The 25,368-nt window shown below is 52.3% G+C and carries 25 protein-coding genes; 7 read left to right on the top strand and 18 right to left on the bottom strand.

Annotation, left to right across the window (positions count from 1 at the left end; translation table 11 throughout):
- Positions 1–861 precede the first annotated feature (861 nt).
- The 5 genes from DEP07_RS02960 to DEP07_RS02940 form a co-directional block, all read right to left on the bottom strand.
- Complete coding sequence (locus tag DEP07_RS02960) at positions 862–1,398, bottom strand: hypothetical protein (RefSeq protein WP_063230010.1); 537 nt, start codon at positions 1,396–1,398, stop codon at positions 862–864.
- A gap of 137 nt (positions 1,399–1,535) precedes the next feature.
- Positions 1,536–2,228, bottom strand: a complete 693-nt coding sequence (locus DEP07_RS02955; protein WP_280648515.1) for a DUF2306 domain-containing protein — start codon at positions 2,226–2,228, stop codon at positions 1,536–1,538.
- 17 nt (positions 2,229–2,245) lie between these two features.
- Positions 2,246–2,836 (bottom strand): TetR/AcrR family transcriptional regulator, encoded by a 591-nt coding sequence (locus DEP07_RS02950; protein ID WP_122964689.1) that lies wholly within the window; start codon positions 2,834–2,836, stop codon positions 2,246–2,248.
- Positions 2,837–2,957: 121 nt separating this feature from the next.
- A complete protein-coding gene (locus tag DEP07_RS02945) occupies positions 2,958–3,473 on the bottom strand; it encodes a GNAT family N-acetyltransferase (protein ID WP_280648516.1) in 516 nt (171 codons plus the stop codon).
- A gap of 134 nt (positions 3,474–3,607) precedes the next feature.
- Positions 3,608–4,000 carry a hypothetical protein gene (locus tag DEP07_RS02940; RefSeq protein WP_122964687.1) on the bottom strand — a complete coding sequence of 131 codons (393 nt, stop codon included), beginning with the start codon at positions 3,998–4,000 and terminating at the stop codon, positions 3,608–3,610.
- Positions 4,001–4,158: 158 nt separating this feature from the next.
- Between DEP07_RS02940 and DEP07_RS02935 the strand changes: the two genes are divergently transcribed.
- Positions 4,159–5,127, top strand: a complete 969-nt coding sequence (locus DEP07_RS02935; RefSeq protein ID WP_122964686.1) for an MraY family glycosyltransferase — start codon at positions 4,159–4,161, stop codon at positions 5,125–5,127.
- Positions 5,128–5,202: 75 nt separating this feature from the next.
- Here the strand turns inward: DEP07_RS02935 and DEP07_RS02930 are convergent, their stop codons facing one another.
- From DEP07_RS02930 to DEP07_RS02920, 3 genes are all read right to left on the bottom strand, one after another.
- Positions 5,203–6,069: a GNAT family N-acetyltransferase gene (locus tag DEP07_RS02930; protein WP_280648517.1), complete on the bottom strand. Its 867-nt coding sequence runs from the start codon at positions 6,067–6,069 to the stop codon at positions 5,203–5,205.
- A gap of 35 nt (positions 6,070–6,104) precedes the next feature.
- Positions 6,105–6,824, bottom strand: a complete 720-nt coding sequence (locus DEP07_RS02925) for a 3'-5' exonuclease (protein WP_122964684.1) — start codon at positions 6,822–6,824, stop codon at positions 6,105–6,107.
- Between the two features lie 153 nt (positions 6,825–6,977).
- Positions 6,978–7,652: a tetratricopeptide repeat protein gene (locus DEP07_RS02920; RefSeq protein ID WP_122964683.1), complete on the bottom strand. Its 675-nt coding sequence runs from the start codon at positions 7,650–7,652 to the stop codon at positions 6,978–6,980.
- A 183-nt stretch (positions 7,653–7,835) separates the two neighbouring features.
- Between DEP07_RS02920 and DEP07_RS02915 the strand changes: the two genes are divergently transcribed.
- Both DEP07_RS02915 and deoD read left to right on the top strand, forming a co-directional pair.
- On the top strand, positions 7,836–9,008 hold the full coding sequence (locus tag DEP07_RS02915) for an MFS transporter (RefSeq protein WP_287102078.1): 1,173 nt from the start codon (positions 7,836–7,838) through the stop codon (positions 9,006–9,008).
- 85 nt (positions 9,009–9,093) lie between these two features.
- A complete protein-coding gene (gene deoD / locus DEP07_RS02910; protein ID WP_122964681.1) occupies positions 9,094–9,804 on the top strand; it encodes a purine-nucleoside phosphorylase in 711 nt (236 codons plus the stop codon).
- 47 nt (positions 9,805–9,851) lie between these two features.
- On the opposite strand, the gene DEP07_RS02905 is transcribed toward deoD, so the two are convergent.
- The 6 genes from DEP07_RS02905 to DEP07_RS02880 all read right to left on the bottom strand — a co-directional run bounded on the left by DEP07_RS02905 (position 9,852) and on the right by DEP07_RS02880 (position 16,952).
- On the bottom strand, positions 9,852–10,088 hold the full coding sequence (locus DEP07_RS02905; RefSeq protein ID WP_173597593.1) for a hypothetical protein: 237 nt from the start codon (positions 10,086–10,088) through the stop codon (positions 9,852–9,854).
- Positions 10,072–12,210: a sigma 54-interacting transcriptional regulator gene (locus tag DEP07_RS02900; protein WP_122964679.1), complete on the bottom strand. Its 2,139-nt coding sequence runs from the start codon at positions 12,208–12,210 to the stop codon at positions 10,072–10,074. Before DEP07_RS02900 ends, DEP07_RS02905 begins: the two co-directional genes overlap by 17 nt.
- Before the next feature lie 110 nt (positions 12,211–12,320).
- Positions 12,321–13,709: a putrescine aminotransferase gene (locus DEP07_RS02895; RefSeq protein ID WP_122964678.1), complete on the bottom strand. Its 1,389-nt coding sequence runs from the start codon at positions 13,707–13,709 to the stop codon at positions 12,321–12,323.
- Positions 13,710–13,734: 25 nt separating this feature from the next.
- On the bottom strand, positions 13,735–15,207 hold the full coding sequence (locus tag DEP07_RS02890) for an aldehyde dehydrogenase family protein (protein ID WP_217022276.1): 1,473 nt from the start codon (positions 15,205–15,207) through the stop codon (positions 13,735–13,737).
- Positions 15,208–15,368: 161 nt separating this feature from the next.
- Complete coding sequence (gene speB, locus DEP07_RS02885) at positions 15,369–16,313, bottom strand: agmatinase (RefSeq protein WP_173599223.1); 945 nt, start codon at positions 16,311–16,313, stop codon at positions 15,369–15,371.
- 504 nt (positions 16,314–16,817) lie between these two features.
- Positions 16,818–16,952, bottom strand: coding sequence for a hypothetical protein (locus DEP07_RS02880; RefSeq protein ID WP_267901881.1), 135 nt, complete (start codon positions 16,950–16,952; stop codon positions 16,818–16,820).
- 342 nt (positions 16,953–17,294) lie between these two features.
- Between DEP07_RS02880 and DEP07_RS02875 the strand changes: the two genes are divergently transcribed.
- The 4 genes from DEP07_RS02875 to DEP07_RS02860 all read left to right on the top strand — a co-directional run bounded on the left by DEP07_RS02875 (position 17,295) and on the right by DEP07_RS02860 (position 20,413).
- Positions 17,295–18,653 (top strand): APC family permease, encoded by a 1,359-nt coding sequence (locus tag DEP07_RS02875; protein WP_122964675.1) that lies wholly within the window; start codon positions 17,295–17,297, stop codon positions 18,651–18,653.
- A 37-nt stretch (positions 18,654–18,690) separates the two neighbouring features.
- Complete coding sequence (locus DEP07_RS02870; protein ID WP_122964674.1) at positions 18,691–18,984, top strand: SAV0927 family protein; 294 nt, start codon at positions 18,691–18,693, stop codon at positions 18,982–18,984.
- A 284-nt stretch (positions 18,985–19,268) separates the two neighbouring features.
- Positions 19,269–19,778, top strand: coding sequence for a GNAT family N-acetyltransferase (locus DEP07_RS02865; RefSeq protein WP_287102076.1), 510 nt, complete (start codon positions 19,269–19,271; stop codon positions 19,776–19,778).
- Between the two features lie 74 nt (positions 19,779–19,852).
- Positions 19,853–20,413, top strand: coding sequence for a cupin domain-containing protein (locus tag DEP07_RS02860; protein ID WP_122964672.1), 561 nt, complete (start codon positions 19,853–19,855; stop codon positions 20,411–20,413).
- Positions 20,414–20,495: 82 nt separating this feature from the next.
- Here DEP07_RS02860 and DEP07_RS02855 read toward each other — a convergent pair whose 3' ends face one another.
- The 4 genes from DEP07_RS02855 to DEP07_RS02840 form a co-directional block, all read right to left on the bottom strand.
- Positions 20,496–22,127, bottom strand: a complete 1,632-nt coding sequence (locus DEP07_RS02855; RefSeq protein WP_287102075.1) for an amidohydrolase — start codon at positions 22,125–22,127, stop codon at positions 20,496–20,498.
- 120 nt (positions 22,128–22,247) lie between these two features.
- Positions 22,248–23,594 (bottom strand): APC family permease, encoded by a 1,347-nt coding sequence (locus tag DEP07_RS02850; RefSeq protein WP_122964670.1) that lies wholly within the window; start codon positions 23,592–23,594, stop codon positions 22,248–22,250.
- Positions 23,595–24,144: 550 nt separating this feature from the next.
- On the bottom strand, positions 24,145–24,651 hold the full coding sequence (locus DEP07_RS02845) for a hypothetical protein (protein WP_287102074.1): 507 nt from the start codon (positions 24,649–24,651) through the stop codon (positions 24,145–24,147).
- A 15-nt stretch (positions 24,652–24,666) separates the two neighbouring features.
- Positions 24,667–25,146 (bottom strand): hypothetical protein, encoded by a 480-nt coding sequence (locus DEP07_RS02840; RefSeq protein ID WP_141254237.1) that lies wholly within the window; start codon positions 25,144–25,146, stop codon positions 24,667–24,669.
- Positions 25,147–25,368: the final 222 nt, after the last annotated feature.

The raw sequence follows: 25,368 nt of genomic DNA, 5'->3' as shown, positions 1-25,368 counted from the left end.
GTGGTCGGCGCGAGTTTCAAGGAAAAATGCCAATGCAAAAAGCTTGCTTGGGCTGACATTTTGTAGTCTGCGTCACCGATACTTTAGGCGGTGGTGATCGAGGGTTTCAAAAAAGCACAGAAACATGAGTAAGAGTCTTCTTCAAGACGGTCGCTTCATGCAACCCGTTCATGAAAAAACTTACTCAATTTCTGCTCTGGATTTTCCGCCCTTGAGCAACCTCCAAAAAACAATATCCGACCAAAGCTTACCGGTGGCCGAGGAAACAGGAGAAACAAGCGAAAGGGCTTTGGGACTCCTTCCGAGGCGCAGGCGAAAAAGGAAAACACGCCTTTAAGCGGCAACGTGCGTCCGCTTCTTCGATCTCGCTGCTTTTGACGCGGTTTTCCTTTTTCGCGGGAGACGGGCAGTCTAACTCCCCCGCTAGAGTCCCACGTCCCTGCAGCGGTTTCTCCTGTTTCCTCCCTCCCCCACAGCCGCGATCAACAGGCCAAACCTGTTAAATCTCCTTATCTAGCAAAAAAACCTCCTTGGCACACAACACAAGAAGGTCTCATCATGGCGAAAATTCACAGGAAACGGGACGAGAAAGGAGAGTACGGTGTTCGCGGTTGTCCAGCCGTATAGAACGAGTAATCGAGCAGGCGAATAGCCGTCTGGCGATTGGTTCAGTCTCTCATAGTTTTTGTAGGTATGCTCTGTCATACATTTCTATGAGCAGCATGCACTGCTCACAGGGGTCCTTGTCTCGCACAAGGATAAGCGTTTGTCCGCGATTTCCTGTGGCTGAGCTGTACTCAGCTTACAAAACATAGCCCCAAGCTTTCTACGTTTTCTAAGCTAAGCACATGAACCATGCGCCTAGTCTTCCAAATCAATGTACTTCTCGGCTTGCGGAAACTCCAGAAAAATTTTGTGGCACTCGTCTTCGATCAACTGGGACAGACGTTTGACCTTACGTTCGAGCTGCAACCCGTTCTCGCGCGCTTTTTCGATATCGTACATGGCGCGGGTAATGGTCTGTTCGCCGCCGTTGTAAAACCTGCCTGTATTCAGCTCTTCTTTTTTCATCGAGCCGTATCTTTTGAGCGAAGCCGCTTCCTTGCGCATATGCTTGGCGGTTTGCATCGCGGTAAACAAGCTGATCTCCTGTTTGTTCCACAAAATATGATGCGCGAGGTTGGCCCCGTGAATCAGCTCGTCAATCTGGCGAAAGTCTTCGCGCGCTTCCTCCAGTTCTTCCGTGATCAGCGTAAACGACCGGGACGGCTCCTCGGCTTTGTCGCCTTTTATATAGACACAGAAAGCGTTATTTTCACGTTCCTGATCCAACTCCGTAACTTTGTGGGCAATATCTGAACGCAACGGAACGAGGGCAGCAAGAGACAATTTTGCCATTCACAACCTTCCTTTCTCACGGGAAAATCTGTACAAGTGTAAAGACGGCCCAAGATATGGAAAGTTACGCTATCCAGCAAAATTTTCTGATGCTGCGAGCAGGCGCACAGCATTTTGTTGCACGCCATGCACTCCGCTCAAACGCTTTTCGACTGATTGAATTTCTTTTGATAGTAGCGCGAAAAACCGATGATACAGGGAACGAGTACGATTGTCGGCATGAACCAGACAAGCGGGTGAACCGAGCTAAGCCCCAACAGACGCGGTGCGCCAAATACGGTAAAAGCCGTAATCGTCGCAATACAGCAGCCGAGCATCCCGCCCAAGTGCTCGAACCACCAGTGAAGCTTGCGCCCCGGCGCGCGCAGCCAGTACCAAAGCTGCGAAGCACCGAGGAAAATCCCGATGAACGGAAACCAGGTCAAGAGAGTAAAACCGATGGACGCTCCATACAGGCTCATAGCGCCTCCCGAAAGCAGCAGCAGGGCAGGAAACAGCAAGTCGATCGCGTGACGGTGCGCAGCCTTGCGATTTTTGTAGCGAAGCACGCGAATCCCGTACCAGGCCGTTGCTGAGCTCAGTATGGCGATAAAAATGAGGAACCAGGCAAAAGTAACCGACTCTCCTGTTTTTTGCGGATCAAAGCCAATTCGCCAAATGCCCATGACCAAAGCTGAGATCGCTACCGCTCCCATCGCCCAGACATACACCCAGCCCGAGCGCACATGTGCCTTTCCGCCTTTTTTGGTGACGACAGGAATCCAGAACACAAGCAAAGCGGTAAACCCGGCGATGATATGGAGCACTTTGAAGATCGAAAAAATGAGCATGGCACAACTCCCCCCTGCTAGTTTTTTGTCAGCGTTTGATGCATGATTTGATGCACTTCATCGACGGACAATCCTTTGGCTTCCGGTGCGATTTGCGTCTTCATTCTGATACCGTACGTGATCATCGTAAAAAGAATGGCGATCTTCTCGGCATCGAGGCTTTCCGGGATCACTCCGGCTTTTTGCCCCACCTCGATCCATTCCTTTGAGGTTTGTATGCTCTCCGCATGCAGTCGGGAAAGCATGTCGCCAATGACTGGATCTTCCCGTTTGCTCAGCAAGTAAATCAGGATCAGGTTCGTCACATCGCGCGGGTCGTGGACATGACTCAAGCTCTGCGAAATAGTCCCCAACGCTTCCGCCAATTCCCCTCCCCCTTCCCTCACAGTCTGGTAAAACCGCTGGCTGATCGCAGCAAATCGCCTCTGTAGCAGCAAGCCCAAAAGCTCATCCTTGCTTTTTACGTAATGGTAAATAGCTCCTTTGGACAATCCCGAACGCTTCATGATGTCTTGCAACGTCGTTTGCTGGCATCCTTTTTCCAGAATCAATTCCTCCGTGGCTGTAAGCAGCAATTGAAAGCTCGGATTTTGATGGATCGATGACATAGTCTCCTCCTGTGAACATGAATGATGGAAGTCCATTTCCTTTCTTTTACTATACAAACCGTCGGTCGGTTTGTCAACTGAATCAAGAAAAGCGGACTCCTGTCGTCCGCCTGGCCTTTCGCTATTCGCCGATTTGTTTATAGTAAATCACCGTGTCGTGCAGTTCTCCGTCCGCCGATTTTGCATACTGGGGAATGCGCCCGGCTTCCTTGTAGCCCATCGCCTGATACAACTGGTTCGACGGATCGCCCGCCCGCGTATCCAATACGAGCAGGCTGCGGTTCTCCGCCATCGCCCGCGCCTCTGCGAGCAGCATCAGCGTGCGGCCAATTCCTTGGCGCTGTGCCGAAGGATGCACCATCAGCTTGACGATCTCGGCCCGGTGCAGTCCGTTCGGCCGATCCGACAACTGAAGCTGGATCGTTCCGACGATGCCCGTTTCCTTTTCTGCTACCCAGACAACAGCCTGTTCGCGCGGGACCAAAGTCCAATACTTGTACGCTTCTTCCTCCGTCAAAGGCGGCAAAAACCCGATGGAAGCCCCGTCCGCCACGACGTCCACCAACAACCGGGCCAATTCGCGCAGCTCCGCTTCCGAAGGCTGGATCACTTCTCGATACGACAATCCTGGCGTCATGCTTTGAACCCTCCGTTTCATGAGGTATCTTGCAGGTTCCTCTCCACTCCATCATAGCGGACGAACGGAGAAAAGTCAGTGAACAAATCACATTTTATGTAAGAAAATCTAACACGCATTAAAACTGTTATTCACTACGGACGATACCCGTACATGCTAAAGATAAACAGCAGACACATATACACAACAGCTGCCGGGATGAGGGAAAGCGCAACGAGCAGCTTTTTCTTCGTTCCCGAAACGGCCATGAACCAAAGGAAGTAGTTGTACACCAGCAGCAGCAAGAAAGGAACAAAGAAAAAGCCCGTCATGAACCCGACCCATTCCGAATTGGTGTCCCAAAACTGTTTCGGAACCGGCAGCGCATGATACTCCTGGTAAATCTCTTCTTTTCGCGCAATAAATACATATGACAAAACCGCGTAATAGACGATCACAGCGAGCTTGCTCCAGCCATTCATTCTTTTCGTCGCCCACGTCAGCATAAAAATGATGCCCAAGATGAACCATAAGCCCATATATTCCATGTTGATCCCTCCTAGAAGGGATTATATTTTTTCGTTGTCTATGAAATAAGTACCAACTTTTTTTGGTACCTCCCCACGCTTCGTCAGCAAGAGTCGACAAAATTTGGAATCCTTCCTATAATAGACTTGTCTAAAAAAATGCTGTCTTTTCGTAGGAGATGGTCATGATTACATACGCGATTTCGTTTGTACTGTCGTTCGCTATCGTCATGGTGCTGATTCCACCGCTGGCCAAACTGGCATTTCGCCTTGATTTTGTGGACAAGCCCCGGAAAGACGTCGAGCGCAAGATTCACCGCGAGCCGATTCCGCTCACGGCCAGCTATGCCATCTTTGTCGGATTCGCCGCATCTTTTCTGTTGTTTTCCAAAGAGTCGCCGGAACAGACTGTCGCCGTATTGATCGGCTCGCTGCTCCTTCTTACCATCGGCACCATCGACGATTGGTACAAAACCCAGGGCAAAGATTTCTCAGCCCTGCCCAAACTGATCGTCCAACTGTCGGCCGCTGTGATTGTGTACATGTCGGGGATCACCTTCTCCGGGTTCTACAATCCGCTTAGCGGCGAGTACATTTTGTTGCCGGAATGGCTTCAATTCGTTCTCACGATCCTCTGGATATTCGGAGTAACTACTGTCATCAACTTTTCGGACGGAATGGACGGCCTCGCAGGAGGACTTTCCGCCATTTCTGCCGGCACCCTGTTTGTTGTGGCTCTCGTCAAAGGCCAGAACACTTCCGCAATCATGGCGATCAGCCTGGTCGGAGTCGCTCTCGCCTACCTTCGCTACAACAAGCCGCCCGCGAAAATTTTCATGGGGGATGCAGGAGCGACTTTTCTCGGGTTCATCCTCGCCGTGATCGCGCTGGATGGAGCGTTCAAGCAGGCAACCGTCCTGTCCTTGTTCATCCCGATTTTGGCGCTGGGCGTCCCGATCTTCGACAACTTGTTTGTCGTGATGAAACGCTTCATGCAAGGCAAGCCGATCTACCAGGCTGATGCGAGCCAGGTTCACTACCGCCTGTTGCGTACGGGACTCAATCCGAAGCAGGTCGTGGCTTTCCTTTGCCTGATCAGCGTCTGTTTCTCGCTCACCTCGATCATCTTGCTGTTGCTTGGAGTCTAACGCAAGCGCATAAAAAATGCCGCTCCGGTCGCTATCAATCGTGACCGTGCGGCTTTTTTATTGGCAAAAATGGTTTCAGGACAACGGACGTCTTGCCGTCAGCATCGTCTGGCAAGTCTGAAAGCCTGTCCGTTCATACAAGGCAATCGCCGGCTTGTTGTGCGTTCCGGTCAGCAAATACGGCTGCAATCCTTTTTCCAGCGTCCGGTTTACAAAAAATGCGGCGAGCTGCTTGCCGTAGCCTTTTCCTTGATGCAGCGGATCGACAAACACATCGTAAGCCTCGCCGTGCGAGGTGACGATCAGCGAACCGACGAACGCTCCCGCTTCGTCATAAAACATGTGAATATCGTCTTTCATCTCCGTCAGCAGCCACTTTTTCCACGACTCCATCGTTTGCTCGGAGCAATCTGTCAATCGGTACGGCTTCAGGTCGATGCCTTTGCGCACTTCGTAGTAGGCATCACTCTGGGACTGGATGTAGCGCTCCAGATCACCCTCGGCAAAAGGCTTGATCGCAAGCGTCGGCTCAGCGAGCATGCCGCCGCTGTATTGCATCAGATGCTGTCCCCACAAAGGCACAAAGCCTCTCCCGGCAAAAAACGCTTCCGCTTCCCCTTCGTCGACACGATAAGTAGCGGCTACAGCCGTCATCCTTTTCTCCTGCTGTTCCAACTGCCGAAAAAGCTGGTCGAACAGACTGGAACCGATCCCTTGGTTTCGCCACTCAGGGCGCGTATAGACATAAATTTCAGCCGTTCCTTCTTCACCAAAGGAAGTGACATCATACATGCCGCAGGCAACAATCTCCCCTTGCTGTTCGTACAGGAACACGGTAGCGGACTTCAAAATCGCGGCAATCTCCAGCGCGCGCCATTGCACCCCGCGTTGCAGCATCGCCACAACCGCTTTCATGTCGCCATCGTGCATGTCTCGAATCATGTTCTCTTCTCCCTCTATTGCGCACAGTCTGCTTGCTAGTGATTCGGTGCCCCCGTCGTTTCGGTTGCTTGCTCCAACTGTTTTTTATGCTGCAAGCATGCCTGGCACCTTCTGCTTTTCCTGCCGAAAGCCGTGTAGTATTTCTGCTTTTTGCAGGAGCGGCACGTCATGTACAGCGGGCTGGACAAATTATAGTTCTCTTCGGGCGTGTTTTGCGACAGGTGAACCGTCTTGTTGTACTTGATCAACAGGTGAGCTGTATGTATCGCATCAACCAGCGCGGAATGCAGCCTTCCTTCCTGGACAATTCCGGCACAATCGATCGCATCCTTGAGACTCATCTGCTTGCGGTCGGCGAGCAGCATGCTGATCGCGGGCTGAATATCGTTGTAATTGCGCATCCAGCTGAAATCCAGCCCAAAGCGGGCGCAATGCTCGATCATCAGCCGCTTGTCATCCTGGCCCCACGAGCACAGGTAGTAGTCCGAATCGGTTCCAATCCACTCCAAAAAGGAATGGAAGCCTTTGCGAAACGGAATAAACGTCGGCATGTTTTCCTTGTCCAAACCGACGAACTTGCGGGTGCGCTCCGAAATTCTGCGCTCGATGGCCGGAAACGTATAGCTCTGGAAGGTGTCTACCTCCACGCCGTTTGGTCCGGGAACAATTTTTGCCGCTCCGATCTCGATGATTTCCGGAATCTTGTCTTTTTGATGAGTCAGTGTCGTTTCCAGGTCATATACAATGATTTGCAAGCGTGATCACATCCTGAATGTATTGCTTCTATTATGAACGCTTATGGGTATGGATTGCAAAAACATCGGCAAAAGATTTGCTTTTTTTATGGAGGAATGGTCTCGAAGCGGTGACTGACCACAAAGAAAAATGGCTGCCGGAAATGGCAACCATCAGATCGTTTTTCGCAGCCAGGCCAGGAACGCCCAGCGTCTTTCCGTCCGGCGCTTGTAGGAGGGCAGCCCCCGGTAGACTTCTACAGCTTCCTGAAAGGACGCTTTCGCCTTGTCTTTTTGCTGCAATTCGCCGTACACCACGCCAAGTTTGAAGTATACCTCGCACGATGACATGTTCATCTTCGCCAGCTCGCCCAAATATTCCAGCGCTTTTTCCTGTTGTTTGCGCTTCGCATATTCTTCCCCGACGATGAGGTATGGCTCTCCGTACCGGACGCGCGGATTCAGTTGCAAAGCCTTGCCGATCAGCTCCAGTCCTTCTTCCATCCGTCCGACCTTGAGCAAGCAAATTCCTTTGTCGCACAAATATTCAGCCGAATCTTGCATCGCGATAGAAATACCGTCCAGATAGGTCAAAGCTTCTGTGTACTGCCGTTTTTCCATGAGCAGCCGGGCAGCCTCAAGCTTGGCAGGCGTATCGTGCGGATTTAGCCTAAGCTGGCTGTTCAGGGCGGACAGTCGCCTCCAGCGCCGATACGGCTTCGTGATGTCAGGCAGCAGCCGGACAAAGCGCAAATCGAGAAAGTACAGGACGAGCAAAATGACGAGCAGCGCGATAAACGGATTACCTGTCAGCCACCATAAAAATGAGAACAAGAACAATTTCCCCAAAAGCTTCCCCTCAATCCTCTATTTTTTTCCTTTTTTACTATATGAGTCTAGCAAGTCTATTGTCAAATATTGTTACAGGGACAAAAAGGTTACTACTACAAGGGGTTGTTATCGCGAAAATTATAGGTTACTATATCTGTGGTAACTTCATTCTTTTATCCAAAAGGAGGTTTGCTCGTCACCGTGAACATGAAAGTATACATTCTGGCCATCGCTGCCTTTGTTGTCGGTACGGTAGAGTTGATCATTGGCGGCATTTTGGACATCATCGCGGAGGATTTGCAAGTCTCCATCAGCACAGCCGGCTGGCTGATTACGATGTTTTCCATTATTTTCGCGCTATCTGCTCCGATTCTTTTGACCGTGACGGCGAAAGCCGAGCGGAAGTCTTTGTACGTCTGGGCGCTAGTTGTGTTTTTGCTCGGCAACGTGATCTCTTTCCTCAGTCCTACTTATTTCGTTTTGATGCTTGGGCGGATTTTTTCCGCAGCGAGCGGCTCGTTGATCATCGTCCTGTCCATCACCATCGCTTCTTCCATTGTCAAAGAAGCGTACCGGGCCAGAGCGATCGGCGTCATTTTCATGGGAGTCAGCGGCTCGCTCGTCCTCGGAGTTCCGCTTGGTCTTGTCATCGGCAATTCGTTTGGCTGGCGCGCTCCGTTCCTGCTCATCTCGGTTTTGACGCTCGCTGCCATCGTCGGCATTTACGCCTTTTTGCCCAAAATTCCGGCAAGACCCACGATTCCGCTGAAAGAACAGCTCGCGACGCTGAAAAGACCGAAGATCATCAGCGCTCAACTGACATCTGTTTTGATGCTGACCGGGCACTTAACACTGTACGCTTACTTCACTCCGTTTTTAAAAACGGCTTTGCAGCTTTCCTCGGGCTGGGTGAGCATCGTCTACTTCATTTTCGGCATCTCAGCCGTATTCGGCGGCGGGATTGGCGGCTGGGCAGCAGACAAGCTTGGCTCGACGAAAAGCATTCTTGTCATCATCGCTTCGTTTGCCATCGTGATGTTTCTCATTCCGGCCGTCACGTTTTCGCTCTACCTGTTCCTAGTCGTGATGATTGCCTGGAGCATGCTGAGTTGGGCGATTACACCAGCCCAACAAAACTACCTGATCGAAACCGCGCCGGAGTCGTACGAAATCCAGCAAAGCCTGAACACTTCCGCCCTGCACATCGGCATCGCGCTCGGCTCGGCTGTCGGCGGCTTCGTGATTGAGCATTACTCCGTTGTGGACACGGCTTGGGTAGGCGGCATCTTCGTGCTTCTGGCCTTTGTCTGCGCTCTGTTTTCCGTTACAAGACCTGCTTCCGCCAAAAAGCTCGGTCAATCTATTCCCGTTTAACCCATTCAAGGAGGTGAACGCCGCTGTGTGAGGAACGAGAACGAAAGTGGTCCATGCTCGCGCTCGCCCACACAACGGCCTTATCATGAGCACACATATTCAAGCCAAACCAGGTGAAATCGCAGAAAGCATCCTGTTGCCAGGCGATCCGCTGCGCGCCAAATACATCGCGGAAACGTTTCTCGGCGATGTGACCTGCTACAATCAAGTTCGCGGCATGCTCGGCTTTACTGGCACGTACCGCGGAAAACGGGTATCTGTCCAAGGCACAGGCATGGGCGTCCCGTCGATTTCGATTTACGTCAACGAACTGATCCGCGATTACGGCGTGAAAAATTTGATTCGCGTCGGCACATGCGGCGGCATTCAGAAAGATGTCAACGTCCGTGACGTGATCATCGCCATGACAGCGTGCACCGATTCGAACATGAATCGCCTGACGTTCCCTGGTTTTGACTACGCGCCATGCGCCAACTTCGACTTGCTGAAAAAGGCGTACGATGCCGGAGTCGCCAAAGGGTTGTCTGTACGGGTCGGCAACGTGCTGACAGCCGACGTGTTTTATCGGGAAAGCATGGAGCCGGTGAAAAAGCTCGGCGATTACGGCGTGCTGGCTGTGGAAATGGAAACGACCGCGCTTTATACGCTCGCTTCGAAATACGGCGTCAACGGCCTGTCGATCCTGACCGTCAGCGATCACATTTTCACTGGCGAGGAAACGACTGCCGAAGAACGGCAAACGACGTTCAACGACATGATCGTCATGGCACTGGAAGCGATCGCAAGCGAATCGTAAACATACAAAAAGGGATCGGCCCGCTTCGGCTGATCCCTTTTTTCTATTTATCCTTCTTGACGCAGCACGATCGAAGCCAAAATCATCCCCGCAATGACTGGCTCCCCGCTCTCGACTTCAATCGCCTCTACGCTGCCCGTGACCGGAGAGAGAATGTCCATTCGCCTGCTCCCCTCTGCCAATGTGAACAGCAATTCCCCCTCCTGCACCGAATCGCTCAATTGAAAAAAGATTCGCTCAATGGTTCCGGCAAACGGCGATACCACGTCATACTTTAAACCCAATCGGCTCACCTCGACTTATCTTTTCTTGGATTTCCTGATACTTGCGACTGATCGTGGACTGGCTGACGCCAAGCACTTTGGCAGCCATGGAGGTCGTCTTGAACTCATCCATCGCCATCTTGATCAGCTGCTCCTCCATCGCTCTCGTCGCTTCCTTCAACGGCATGATTTTGGTCAGACGCTGGCGCAAATACTGCTTCTTTTTCGTTTTCAAAAGCGGTGTGATATGGTGCGCCTCAATCAAATCCTCGTCTGCGGTGACCACAATCCGTTCGATGATGTTTTGCAGCTCGCGCACGTTGCCCGGCCAGGAATACGATTCGAGCAAGTCGAGAGCGTCCTGGGACAATTGCGTGGAGCGCGCGTATTTTTCATTGAACGTCTGCAAAAAGTGCAAACTGATCAGCGGGATGTCTTCCGGGCGATCCCGCAGCGGCGGAATGACGACAGGGATGACGTTCAGCCGATAGTACAAGTCTTCGCGGAACGTGCCTTCTTCGACCATTTTTTCGAGATTTTTGTTGGTCGCGGCAATGATTTGCACGTCGACCTCGACGATCTCGGAGCCGCCTACGGGAATAATTTCCCGCTCCTGGAGCACGCGCAGCAGCTTGACCTGCAAATTCAGCGGCATTTCGCCGATCTCGTCGAGGAACAGCACGCCTTTGTGCGCCATCCGGAAGTACCCCGGCTTCCCGTTCGAGTTTGCACCTGTGAATGCGCCCTTTTCGTAGCCAAACAACTCGCTTTCCAGCAGCGTCTCCGGGATCGCCCCGCAGTTGACTTTGACGAACGGTTGGCTGTAGCGCGGTCCCAGCTCGTAAATCGTGCGGGCAAACACTTCTTTGCCGACGCCTGATTCCCCGGTGAGCAGCACCGTAGAGGACGTGTTGGCGATCTTGTGGATGTATTTCATCACTTTTTCCATCGGTTCGCTGGCGTAGATCAGCTGGCGGTTTTTCGCGTACTGCTTCTGGTCGCGCAAATGCTCCAGCTCTTTTTTGTACTTTTCCGATATTTTTTTGACTTGCAGCAGCTCTTCCTTCAACATGACTGTCTCCGTCACGTCGCGCAAAGCGATGACGATCCGCTCCAGCTTTCCGTTGTCAGCGAAAATCGGGTTGCCGACAGCCAGCACGTTTTTGCCCGAGCGGCTTTCCTGTGTGACAGACACCTTGCGCTTGCGCTCCATCACCATGCGGACAATCGCCGAGAAAAACAAGCCCTCCTGTTCCAGCTCCATCAGATTGATGCCGAGCAGCTGCTCCTTGTTGATTTCCCAAAAGTCTTCGATCAGGTTGCCGCTGTAGCGCAGCAGCACGCCTTTTTCATCGAGGACGAGAATTTCGTCGTAGATCGAGGAGAGAATCCCTTGCAAGTCGGTGTTGAGGTTTTTGACGTACTCCATTTCCATCGCCATTCGCTCGATAAAAGGCAAATCTTGCAGGACGATCGTCGCTCCGGTCACCGTGCCATCGTGGCTGTGGATCGGGCAAAAGTCGGCGAGCACGCCGATTCGTTCGTTGACGATGATGTAATTGAGCACCTTTTCCCCGTTTTCAATCACTCGCTGAAAAACGCCCGGGTCCAGCAATTCGCCTACCCGTTGCTGTCGCAACTCTTCTGGCGTTACGCGAACCATCCGCAACACTTCGGAGCTGAAGTTTTCGATCTGCCCCTTTTTGTCCACGATCAAAATGCCCATCGGAATCGAGTTGAGCAAAGATCGCATCCAATCCGGGTGGCCGGACTGATTGGTCAAAATGTAGTACAAGACATCCTCGCGGCGCAAATAGCCTTCGTCTTGCCCCGCCGGGTCGCGGACGACCACGACTTCCTCCCCAAACACCTTGAAGTAGTCGGGTATGCTGATTCCTTGCTGATAATAGGCGAGGTTGGTCTGGTACGGAAGCTCCCGAACGGGCTTGTCCATCCAGCCCGGCTCGGTCAAGAGCGGCAGCATATCCGTATTTCGTATATAAGCAACATACTTGTTTTCGCTTTTGGGATCGGTAACAAACACATAACGCTCGTTGAACCGAGTCATGATGTCCCACACTTCATTCGCAGAAGATTCAAACGATACTGGATACGTTTTTCGTACAAAACAATTGGAAACCATAGGTCCTCCCAATATAGCTTGGCATGTGACTACTATTATACTCAGGGCTCCCATGGAGAAGAAAGGGAAAAGAAGACTGGGGTGGGCAGTCTTCTTTTCCTGTCTATCGGTTAGATTTGGACTTGCGGCAGCACTTTTTGGAAAGTCTCGATGACTTTGTCTGCTTCTTCGTACGTAATCGTGAGGGGCGGTTCGATGCGGATCGTCTTGGCATTGATCAGCGTTCCGGCTACCAGAACGCCGTTGTCAAACAAGCCTTTGGACACCTCGTAACCAATCTCGTCGTTATGGAACTCGATTCCGATCAGCAGCCCTTTGCCGCGCACTTCCTGCACTTTGTCACTGTGAGCCGCTGCTGCGGCGCGCAGCCCTTTCAGCATGTACTCGCCCATTTCCACGCAGCGGTCCAGCAAGTTTTCCTCGATCAGCACGTTGAAGGTCGCAATCGCTGCGGCGCACGCCAGCGGATTTCCGCCAAAAGTCGTCGTCTGCACAAACGGGTTCGGGAAAAAGCTTTTGAATACTTCCTCCGTCGCGACCACCGCTCCTGCTGGCATGATGCCCCCGCCAAACGCTTTTGCCAGGCACAAAATGTCCGGCACCACATCGTAATGCTCGCAGCAAAACATTTTTCCGGTGCGGCCCATTCCCGTCTGCACTTCGTCCAAGATGAGCAGGGCACCGTACTGGTCGCACAGCTCGCGCACTTGCTTCAAGTAGTTTTCCGGCGGCAGGTTCACTCCGCCTTCGCCCTGGATCGGTTCGAGGATCACCCCGGCAATTTCTTCCCCGACGAGCGCGCACGCCTCGAATGTTTTGCGCAGCATGTCGATATCGCCAAAATGCACATGGCGGAAGCCGGGAATCATTGGCAAAAACGGTTTGCGGAATACGCCTTTGGCCGTAGCGGACAACGCTCCCAGGCTTTTGCCGTGGAACGCTTTTGTCGTAGCGATAAACGTAGTGCGCCCTGTGTGCATTTTCGCCAGCTTGATCGCCGCTTCTACCGTCTCCGTACCGCTGTTGGCAAAATAGGCGTACTTCAGCTCGCCCGGCGTCACGTCAGCCAAAATTTTGGCGAGCATGGCGCGCAGCGGATCGAGCAAATCCTGGCTGTGCAGCGGTTGACGGTTGAGCTGGTTAATGACGGCCTCTACTACTTTTGGATGGCGATGCCCGACGTTGTAAATGCCAAAGCCGCCGAGACAATCGATGTATTCTTTTCCGTTTACATCCATAAAGGAGTTCGGGCCTGCGTCCTTCCATTCCACGGCGGCGAACTGTCCGTCTTTCGTAACCGACTTGCGGTAGCCGAGAAAGCCGGGATTTACGTGGTCGCGGAAGTTCTCGACCGTCTGGCGCGTTACCCACTCTGCCTCGTCTTTTGTAATGTCGGTTTTGGCGATCAGATCGAGAATCTGGCTCGTATAGGCGTAGACGTCTTTGTACTGTTCTTGTACTTGTATGTTCTGCTGTTTGCTCTCCACGGTTTTGCTCATCTCGCTGTCCTCCTGATTGGTTGGATTAGTTTTCAAACCAGCCGGTTGGCTGAACTTGCAGGTTGATGTTGATTTGCTTCACTTCCGTGTACTCCTCGAAGCCAAACGTGCCCAGGCCGCGGCCGATGCCGCTTTGCTTGTAGCCGCCCCAAGGCGCTTCGTTGTAGGTCGGATGGTAACAGTTGATCCACGTAATTCCGGCGCGCAGCTTTTTGATGACGCGCATCGCTTTGGCGCCATCCTGGGTGAACACGCCGCCCGCCAGTCCGTACACGGTATCGTTGGCGAGACGCACGGCATCTGCCTCGTCTTTAAAGCGTTGAATCGCCAGCACTGGCCCGAAAATTTCTTCCTGAACAATTTTCATGGACGGGGTCGTATCGGTGAAAATCGTCGGCTCGATGAAATAGCCTTTTTCCAGACCGTTTGTCGTCAGGCGGTTTCCTCCGCACAAGAGGCGTGCCCCTTCTGCTTTGCCCAGCTCGATGTAATGGAGAATTTTTTCCATGTGAGCCTGACTGACGACCGGGCCCATCTCCGTAGCAGGATCGTCGCCACGGCCTACGCGTATTTTTTGGGCGCGCTCCACCAGTCGCTCGACGAAGCGGTCGTGAATGCTATCTTCGAGCAGCAGCCGCGATCCCGCCGAGCAAACTTGCCCTTGATTCGCGAAAATTCCGAATAGCGCGTAATCAACAGCCGTATCGAAGTCTGCATCTGCGAAAACGATGTTCGGCGATTTGCCGCCCAGTTCGAGGGAGATTTTTTTGATGTTGCCGACAGCAGCCCGCATGATGCTGCGCCCGGTGGCCGTACCGCCTGTAAAAGAAATTTTGTCGACCAGATGGCTCTCGGCAAGCTCGTTTCCGACCGTTGCTCCCGCTCCGAGCACCATGTTGGCTACGCCTTTGGGAATGCCGACTTCCTCGATGATTTCAAACAGCTTTTGGGCGGTAACCGGAGTGACCTCTGACGGCTTGAACACGATCGTATTCCCGGCGGCGAGCGCAGGCGCAATTTTCCACACACCCATGAGCAGCGGATAGTTCCACGGCACGATCAGGCCGCACACACCGACAGGCTCGCGCACGACCATGGCTTGCACCGGGTCTGCCACGTGATACGTCTGTCCGTCCGGCTTGGTAGCCAGCCCCGCGTAGTAGCGGAAGCAAGCAGCCGCATCCGCGACGTCAAAAGCTGTCTCGCGCAATGGCTTTCCATTGTCCAGCGTCTCCAGCCTGCCGATTTCTTCCGCCCGCTCCTCCAGCTTGTCGGCAATCGCCAGCAAGTAGCGGGCGCGCTCCGCTGCCGGAAGTTCCGACCAGATGCCGCTATCGAACGCATCGCGGGCGATCTGAATGGCATGGCGGGCGTCTTCCACATCCCCTTCTGCCGAGAGCGCAATCACTTCCCCTGTAGCGGGATTCAAGATTTCGCGGGTCTTCTTGCTTTGCGCATCCACCCATTCCCCGTTGATGTACATCTTCAGGTTTATCATGCAATCCATCCTCTCCTTCCGCTGTGTCCCTTCTCAGTGTCATTCCTTAAAGCAACTCCCGTGCCAATCAAGGAAGCACGACTACCATTGGTGTAAGCCTGGGCACTTGTACGACTGATTTATGCAAAAAATCATCGATTATGCAAAAATGAATAGATTTCTTATTGGCTCGCCAGCTGATTTTGCCGGAGGGCAACCAGGGCGGCAAAGTCGTGAATCAATGTCGCTGCCAACAGCGAAGTAATTTGCGTCGGATCGTACGGAGGCAACACTTCCACGAGGTCAAACCCGATGTAGTTCAGGCCTGTCAGGGAGCGTATGATTTGCAGCGCCTCGTGACTGGTGAAGCCGCCTACCTCAAGCGTTCCGGTGCCGGGTGCGAAGGCGGGATCGATAAAGTCGATGTCAAAAGTGAGGAAGCAAGGAGTTTCTCCAATCTGCGCTTTGATTTGCGCAATGACATCCGCAAATCCGCGGCTGCGCAGCTCTTGTGTCGTGATCACGTTGTACCCCAGCTCGTAGCTGGCCTCGATGTCGCCCGGATGGTTCAGCGTCCCGCGAATCCCGACCTGAAGTACTTTGTCCGGCTGCAAAAGTCCTTCCTCGTGCGCCCGGATGAACGGGGAACCGTGCCAATATTTTTCGTCGTAGTACGTGTCCCACGTGTCTGTATGCGAATCAAACTGGATCATCGCTACCTGTCCGTATACTTTTTTGGCGGCGCGCAAGGACGCTAATGTAATCGAATGATCGCCGCCCAGCCCAATCGGCACGATGCCTTTTTTCATCAGGTCGAGCACGGCTTCTTCCATCAGCTCATAGCTGCGGTGGATGTTGTGCGGAATGACCGAAACATCTCCGACATCAATCGCTTGCGTATCCTCGAACGGGTATACTTTGTGCGTCGGATGATACGGAAACAGCGTCATGGAAGCCTGGCGAATCGCTTGCGGAGCAAACCGCGCCCCTACGCGAAACGAAGCGGCCGTGTCGAACGGCTGTCCGATAATCGCTACTTTGGCATTTTCTCTTGCCGACGGTAACCGCATGAACGTGCCTGTCGTGCAAAACTCCGGTTTTACGTCTGGGGAAAGTGGATATTGCATAGGTTGAAGTCCTCCGTTTGTAGATAGTGTGTAGGAGACGGCTGCATTTTGTTCTACAGCGTTGGACTTTTGGTTTGGCTATCTGGTGTCTATCCCTCTGCTCCTGTCCAACGCTGCCTGTATTCGTTTGCCATGTAATGGCGAAGCGGCAAAAGAATCATCGACAGCAGGACGGCAATGAGGAAAAGCTTGTTTCGCATCGCTCGTAACCACTCCTTGTTTCCTTCCTTGCTTGTTCGCGGAATAATTATTGCAAATATTATGCCAATTTACTTTTCCAGCGAACACTTGCAGCAAGGGGGGCGGCTTATGCGGTTTTGCATAATCTATGCGTTTTTGAATCATCGTTTTTGCATGGACTGGTCATGAAAAGGGCGCTGCTCTGGTGAGCAACGCCTTTGATTTTTGTTTAGTTTGACCGCTGCCGCATACACAGCCTTCCCGTCTCCTATCTTGTATTGCTCCGCTGTTTCGTCCGCCTTGCGGAAGCTCGTTTCCGTCTTTTCACGCAGCATCCTGGTCGACTGTGGCTTCATTCCAGTCCGACAGCGTCATCATGCTGCGCGTGATAGCAGAGCCGATAAACATCTGCGTTATTCCGCCATCCATCCACACCAACGGAATCCACTTACTTTCCACACGCTTGTCTCCCAAAGAGAGCAGAAGCAAGCGCGACCGTTTTGTATGCATTTTGGGGTAATCCATGAATTTTTGCATGAATAGGAACGCGCATGCTGTCCCCTCCCGCAGCAAAAAGCGGGATAGATGGCGCCCTTTCGCGTTTGGCATATCACTTGCTTACATGGCTGAGAGAAATAGTCGCATCATGTACACCACAGTTTGGGGAAGCAAGGGGGGCAAACGGCATGAGGAAAAACGATGCGACCAGACTCCGCAGCCGGGCGGCCGGGGGTTTGGATCGAATAGAAGCTGACCGCGAAATGTTAACCGCTTTCATTTTACAAACAAAGGGGATTGGTCATGGAAAAAAGCCTGAATCATTCAACTGCACCCACATTAAAAAGAAGCTTGAAGCTGTGGCAGGTTATCGTTTTGGGACTGGGCTATTTAACACCTCTGACCGTTTTTGATACGTACGGCATCGTCAGCCAGGAAACAGGCGGGCATGTTCCGACTGCCTATATTTTGGCGCTGGCTGCCATGCTGTTTACCGCATCCAGCTACGGGAAAATGGTGCGGGTATTTCCCGTCGCCGGGTCTGCCTACTCTTACGCCCGTCAGGCGATTAACCCGCACATCGGCTTTCTCGTCGGCTGGGTATCACTCCTCGACTACGTATTTCTGCCTGTCATTAATGTACTCCTCGGCAAAATTTACTTGTCTGCCGCCTTTCCGATGGTTCCGGGCTGGATATTGGGCATCCTCCTGGCTGCGGTCACTACTTACATCAATTTTCGCGGTATTCAGTCTACGGCCAACTTCAATACATTGCTGGTCGTGTTTCAGGTCATCGTTGTCGTCGTTTTCGTCTGCCTGAGCATTTCGCACATTGCTTCTGCCGCCAACGGTGCGCCTGCTTTTACAGCCCAGCCTTTTTACGGGGAAGCGATCTCGCTGCCGACGCTGCTCACCGGGGCTGCGATTCTCTGCTTTTCGTTTCTCGGCTTCGATGCCGTCACCACGTATACGGAAGAAGCGGTTGACCCGCTGAAAACGATCCCGCGCGGCATTTTTCTCGTAGCATTGATCGGGGGCGTCATCTTCATCACGACTTCCTACTTCACTCAGCTTGCTTTTCCGGCGGTGGACCATTTCCAAAATCCGGAGTCGCCTTCACCCGAAATGTCGATGATTCTCGGACAAGATCTGTTTTACGCGATCTTCGTAGCGGGCAGCATAACCGCTGCGCTTGCTTCCGGGATCGCTTCCCATACGAGCGCTTCCCGCCTGCTGTACGTGATGGGCAGAGAAAACGTCCTGCCGAAAAAGCTGTTCGGCCACCTGCACCCTGTCAAAGGCATTCCGGCGCGCAACGTCTTTTTTGTCGGAGCCATCTCCCTGGCCGCTTTGTTTCTCGACCTGGAAACGGCGCTTGCCTTCATTAATTTTGGCGCATTGACCGCTTTTACTGCCGTTAACGCCTCTGTGATCGCCCATTACTATATTCGCAATCAACAGCGTTCTGTGCGCGATGTCGTTCACTACCTGCTTTCGCCGTTGATCGGCACCAGCTTTGTCGCTTTTCTCTGGTACAACCTGGACAGCCACGCGCTGACCCTTGGACTCACCTGGTCGTTGGTCGGCATCAGCTACTTGCTGTTCAGCACCAAATTTTTCACCAAAAAGCCTCCGGTCATCGACTTCGAGGAAGCCATTTAAAGCTCGGCCCCAAATCAAGCACAGGAGTGAGTCGACAATGAAGTTTGAATATTCGTACGATCAATCGGAAAATTTGCTGTCCCGCTTCGTCACTTTTGCCACCGAGCAGCGCCGCTATGATTTCGCCTTTTTCTACTCCCGGCATTTCGATGGAAAAAGTATCGTCATGTCGCTGCAAAACATGCGCGCCGCCTTGCTGTGCTCCGACGATGTCGGCCACGATCACAACTGGGTTCATTCGTTGGCTGTGCATGCAGAAGACGAAGAGGTCGTTTCCAGTTTCCTTGCGAAAGCGCTCTCTTCCTTGTTCAAACACGACGATCTCGATTAATGAAAGAAACTTTCACGAGCTGGTGCCTGTTTGCGGCATCGGCTTTTTTGCGCTGTGACGCCCGGCGATCCTTGATCGTCATGATCGGCGAACAAACAACCTTTTCCGTCTCCGCACAAGCTGCTTGCCGTTCCCGGAAAGGAAACCGTATCGACCGCTTTCACAGTAGCAGGTATCCGGAAAATCGGAACCTTTTCGCATGGCGGCAGGAAAATGCATGCGCAGCCAGTAAAATAACAAACAGCCCGCTTATTCTCAAACGGCTAACAAGGAGGATAACAACCATGTCCCACGATTGGCACATCCAGCTTGCTACGCCACACGATACGCTGGCTGTCATCAGTCTGCTGAAGCAGGTCGCGCAATGGCTGAAAGAGTCAGGGATCAGGCAATGGGCGTTTCTTTTGGAAGGCGGAGACGACGAGGAGATTGCACAAGCGATTGTGGATCAGCACACGTATCTCGTACGGAAAGGGCCGGAGCTGATCGGCACCTTTACCGTCGCAGCCAGCCAAACGGAATGGGACCGCCATATTTGGGGAGAAGATGCTTCCGAAAACAGCCTCTATCTTCACAGGCTCGCCCTGCGTCCTGCTACGATGCGAAAAGGACTCGGAGCCGATCTGTTGACCTGGATCACGCAGCATGCAGCAAGCGAGCAGAAGAACCTGAGACTGGATTGCGTAGCGGACAATCCGCAGCTGAACCAGTTTTATCAGCGCAACGGCTTCCACCTGCTCGGGACAACAGACGGACATCACAAATGGCAAAAGAGCGTGGAACCCCGCGCTTAGCGAATTTGGGCTTTCGCCTTCATAGGCAACTGCATACGGTAATAGGGACAGCAACTGGAGAGAGGAGCAATTCAATGTATCCGTCGCACTATGGTTATCCATGGCATCCCCCTGTCACGCCTGTGAACTGGGACTGGGACCAAACGTCTTGGGGACACCACTGGTATCCAGCCTATTATCCTTGGTACAGCAACTGGGAGAGCAGTTGGAATCGGGTCGAGCTGAAAGATTACGGCCCCCACCCGCTGGCGATCAATATCGATGAAGCGACAAAGCAAAACAACTATTACCGCACCGCCTTGTGGACGGGGAAGCATTTGCAAGTCACCTTGATGAGCATTCCGGTAGGTGGAGACATCGGTTTGGAAATACATCCGGACACCGATCAGTTCTTCCGCATTGAGGACGGACACGGGCTTGTGCAAATGGGAGCGAGAAAAGACCGGCTGGACTACCAGGCAAGACTCAATGACGATTACGCCGTGATGGTTCCCGCAGGCACGTGGCACAACATCATCAACACCGGAAACGAGCCGCTGAAGCTGTACTCGATCTACGCGCCGCCCCACCATCCGCACGGAACGGTCCACCGAACAAAGGCGGCTGCCATGGCAGAAGAACGGCATCACTCCTGATGAGCCATTTGACTTCAAGCAAAAATCCCGACTGACCCTGCGTGCAGGAGTCGGGATTTTTTCATGGCAAATGCTCAATTGCTCAGCTTTCGACGAGTGCTTGCGTATGCTCAAAAACCACTTTTCCATCCACGATTGTCAGCACTGCTTTCGTATCCGGGATTTCCTCGACTGGCACCGCGAAAAGATTGCGCGCAAGCACGACGATGTCTGCCAGCTTGCCCGCCTCCAGCGTGCCCAGCTCCTGTTCCCGGAACGAGCCGTAAGCAGACCCGGCTGTGTACGCCCGCAGTGCCTCGGCCAGCGTAATTCGCTCGTGCGGATGCCAGACATCTGCGCCGCCGCTGTCGATCCTGGTGACAGCCCGGTACACCTGGAGCAACGGATTCAGCAGATCGATCGGGAAGTCTGTCCCGAACGCCAGCCTCGCCCCGGCCTTTTGCAGCGTGTTGATCGAGAAGACATGCTTCTCCCGCTCCGCCCCGATCCGGTCGGTATAGACGCCGCGTTCGGACATGGCAAAATGGTCGGGCTGCATCGAAGCGGTGACATCCAGCTCCCGGAACCGGGGAATATCATCCGGGTGGATGACCTCCACATGCTCGATCGAGTGGCGGGCATCGCGCTTGCCGTTTGCTTTTTGCGCTGCTTCGTAGGCGTCAAAGGCAAGCCGGATCGCTCCGTCTCCGATGGCGTGGAAGCGGATCGCGAAGCCTTCCTTGTCGGCATCCACCACCCATTGTTTGATCGTCTCCGGCGGGAATGACGTCTCGCCCCGCGTGTCGGGCTGATCGGCATACGGCTCAAGCAAATACGCTGTGCGCGCTGTAATGACGCCATCGATAAACTGTTTCAGCCCCGATACGCGCAGCATGTCTGACTGGTACGTCTCGCGAAGCTGTTTGGCTCGCTCCAGGTCGCCATCCAGGGCAGGCCAGAGATGAATCCGCATCGTCAGCTCATCTGCCGCCTCAAACTCGTGGAATACGTCATAGTCCGTCAAGATCGCCATCGATTCCGTCGCAAACAGGTCGTGAACCGCCGTTACGCCCAGGCTCGCCGCATACGCGAGGAAGTTGCGGAACAGTTCGCGCCTTTTTTCGCGGGAAAAGTGATACGCGTGCTGGACGACGGCTCCCATCGCCTTTTCATACAAAAGGCCGTTCGGCTCCCCCTCCTCGTCTTTGCCGATGATCCCGAAAGCAGGGTCTTCCGTATCCCTGTCGATTCCGGCCAGTTCCAGCGCTTTGGAGTTGACCCAGGCGTAATGCCCTTCCGCGTGAAACATGAGCGCTGGCCGATCCGGCACAGCCTGATCCAGCGCGTAGCGATTCGGCAATTGCTGCGTGTCCCAATAAGCCGCGTCCCAGACGTTGCCAATGACCCACGGCTCATCCGGTTTTGCCTGGGCAAACTCGCGGATCATTTCCAGCGCTTCTCTTTGCGATCGGGCGGAAAACAAGTTGACGCATTCCATCGCCACGGCCCCGTGCATGATGTGCAGGTGAAAATCGTGGAATCCCGGCATGATTAGCTGGTCGGCAAACGAATACACTTTCGTCTCTTCCCCGGCATAAGCGCTGATCTCTTCTTTTGTGCCGACCGCGATGATTTTGTTGTTGGCAATCGCAATCGCCGCTGGCTCCGGCTTCTCGGAAAGCCCGGTAAAAACGGCGTTGCTTGATACGATCAAATCCGCTATTTGTTTTCCCATTGTTTGCCTCATCCTCTCATTTTTCGCTGGAAACGAGTTAAGTTGCCTTCAGCAATGACCGCTGTTTAGCCCATCTCGCATCACCCTTTCCTCCCTGCTGGAATGCTCGATTTCGCCCCATTAGTGCACTTCGTCTACCGTCAGCATCGGCGGCGGCTGTCTGAACATTTTCGTCAGTCCAACGAGATAAATAAAGCCAAGCAGGAGCCAACTGCCGCCCAACAACAGGGAATGCTTGTCGAGCTTGATGAAAAACAGGCCGATGAGCGCAGCGCCGATCAAAGGTAGAATCAGGTACAAAATCGTCCCTTTGAACGACCGCTGTTTCTCGCGGATGTAATAATGGGCAACGACCGCCAGATTGACGAAGAAAAAGGCAAACAGCGCTCCAAAATTAATAAACGACACAGCGGTCAGCAAATCGAGAAACAGCGCACTCAACGCGACTAGACCAATGATGGCAATATTGAAGACAGGGGTCCGATACTTGGGCGACAAATAGCCAAACACTTTTTTCGGCAGCACATTTTCCCTGCCCATCGCGTATAAAATGCGCGAGGCGCTCGTCCCGGACGCTACCGCCGACGCGAATCCGGCTGTCAAACCGACTGCGATCACGATGCCGGTGAACACTGTCCCGCCAATGTCCATCGCGATTTCCAGATAGGCGGAGTCGGGGTTTTGAAAAGACTGAAACTGCGGATAAATGAGTTGGGAAAAATAAGACCCGGCAATAAACAACAGTCCGCCGATCAGCGTGATCAAATAAATCGCTTTCGGCAAGCTTTTCGTCGCGTCTTTCGTCTCCTCCGACAACGTCGTCACCGCATCGAAGCCAAGGAAGCTGAAACAGAGCAGCGGAACGACGGACAACAGCGTCGGGATGCTGATTTGGGCATCGTAAAAAGGCACGGTCGAAAACAGCGTCCCTTCTCCTTTGCCACTCTGCAAGCCGTAGATCGCCAAAATGAAAAAGAGCAGAAAAACAAGCAGTTGCAGCAGAAGCATGTACGTGTTGAATTGCGCTGCCAGCTTGATGCCGAGAATGTTGACCGCCGTAATGATGGCGATAAAGGACACAATCCAGACGAACATCGGAATCGAAGGGAAAAAGGCCGACAGCGAGATGCCGATGAGCAAGGAACTGATCATCGGGCTGAACATGTAGTCGATAATGATCGTCCAGCCGACAATAAAACCGACGTGCGGACTAAGTGTCTTCTGGGTAAACGTGTAGGCCGCCCCCGCATTCGGGAACGCTTTGACCAGCTGCGCGTAGCTGTACGCGGTAAACAGCATGACAATCATGGCGATGGCGTAAGCCGTGGGCATCATTCCGTTCGTACTATGTACGGCGACACCATACGTCGAGAAAAACGTTTGCGGAGCCATAAAAGCAAGCCCGAAAAAGACGATGTGCCTAAGAGTTAGCGAGCGCTTCAGCGTTGGTGCAGACGGATGCTCCATTGATCAATCCCCCAGTTCTTTTGTTTAGCTACTCTCTTGTTCAAGAAGTTGTCCTCTGCATATTTTGTACCAAGTCAGATAATTTAGCAAATTCCGTTTATTTTACTGCCAGGTCTAATTCTGCTGCCGCCGAAATGTATGCAATGGTGCATCGGCTATCCATTTTTGCATACTTACTGACGAACGGGCGTAAGCATTTTCCGCGCTGTTTGGGAAGAAAGGTGGTGACATTTGCTTTTCCGGAAAAATATCGCGGCGTTTTTCGGACACAAAAAAGACTGCCAAGCCATTTGGCAGCCGCTGTCTTCTGTATTTTACTTGTGCACGTTTTGTATGAAACTATTGTCACTCGTTTTGTTTGTGCAGCTTTTGCTTGAAAAGCCATCCGGGCCTTTATTGATAGATCCGCTGAACCCTAAGGTGTATTTTTATGATGAAAAAGAGGCACACATTCAGAAGTTATTCTCACGAGTGAAAGGTAGGGGCGCACTTCATTTTCCAGAGAGGATGTTTTCTTAGATAACACGACACAGTCGATACGAGAAACGAATCACTTTGCTCTTTTCGTGACAATCCATTCTTGATTGTCCTCGTCCAATTTAAATTCAGCAAGAATTAGCTTTCCTTCTCCTTCTTCTTGCAAATATGCCATTTTTCCAAGTGTAAGATCCTCGTTAAGCAAGAGTACGGGTATTGTATCTCCTACTTGAATAATGGGATCCAAGATTTTTTCCTGAACATCAATAAATGACGTCGCTACTTTTTCAGAGTATTTTTCTTCTAACTGCTCTTCAATCAAATTGCTGTGCAGATACGAGACATAGGTCCACTCGTTCCCCTGAGCATCTTTTACTGTATCCAGTACGGGAAGCTCAGAAGCACTTCCTCCCTTGAACGTATTATTGTTCAATTGTACGCCCAGCTTCTCTAACGTCATGCTTTGATACTTTTGCGATGAATCAGTCAACTGCTGAACTTCTTTGTCAGCTAACACACTCTGGCCAACAACAGCCATGACAGCGAGCCCAACGCATACAGGTACTAATTTCTTCAGCATATGATTACCCCACCTTTATTTTTTCCAAACCTTGCCAGTCGTCTTGGATATATAGGAATTATCCAGCGTGTATGCCTTGTGAACTGTTTTCACTTCAGCTTCCTTTGTACCTGGCCCTGTATAGTACGATGTTTGTGCCCATGCACCTTCGCCGGAGGAATCTTTTTTAGTCTTATCGGTAATAAATGTTCCGTTTTTATAAAATTTGGAAGTTGTGCTTACGCCTTTTAAATCTGGCCCCTCGCCTTTTGTGTAACCGCTTAGAAACACATTTCCCGGTTCGGCTTTCTGGTCAACCGCGTATGAGTAGTAATCCTCAAACCCCCAAACATAGTCTGGTCTAGCAAAAGTAGTTCCGCCACCAACAACCAATCCGCTTGCAATTGTGAACAAAAAAACAAATCCACTTATTTTCCTCACAACAAAATCACCTCCGTAATAAGCAATATCATTACACAAATGAGCTAGATTGTCAAATATTGGTAATTCATTCACTTTTCTATCTCAAGCGAAATCACCCCACATATATAAGCGGGAAAATAGCTTCATCTATTGATCTGCACACCAAAACTGTGTACATAACCGTTTGTATCCTTGATTAGCCACAAGTTTTCCGAATCCCCAGTCGAACCGAGCGTTTTGTTGAGCGCAAGCGGTCACATCCCATTTCATGGAAAACGTCGAGCCGTTGTTCAATCGGGTAGGAGGCTACCCATT

This window comes from Brevibacillus sp. (genome assembly GCF_003521185.1).
Lineage (GTDB): Bacteria > Bacillota > Bacilli > Brevibacillales > Brevibacillaceae > Brevibacillus > Brevibacillus parabrevis.
This window is presented reverse-complemented; position numbering and strand designations above follow the sequence as displayed.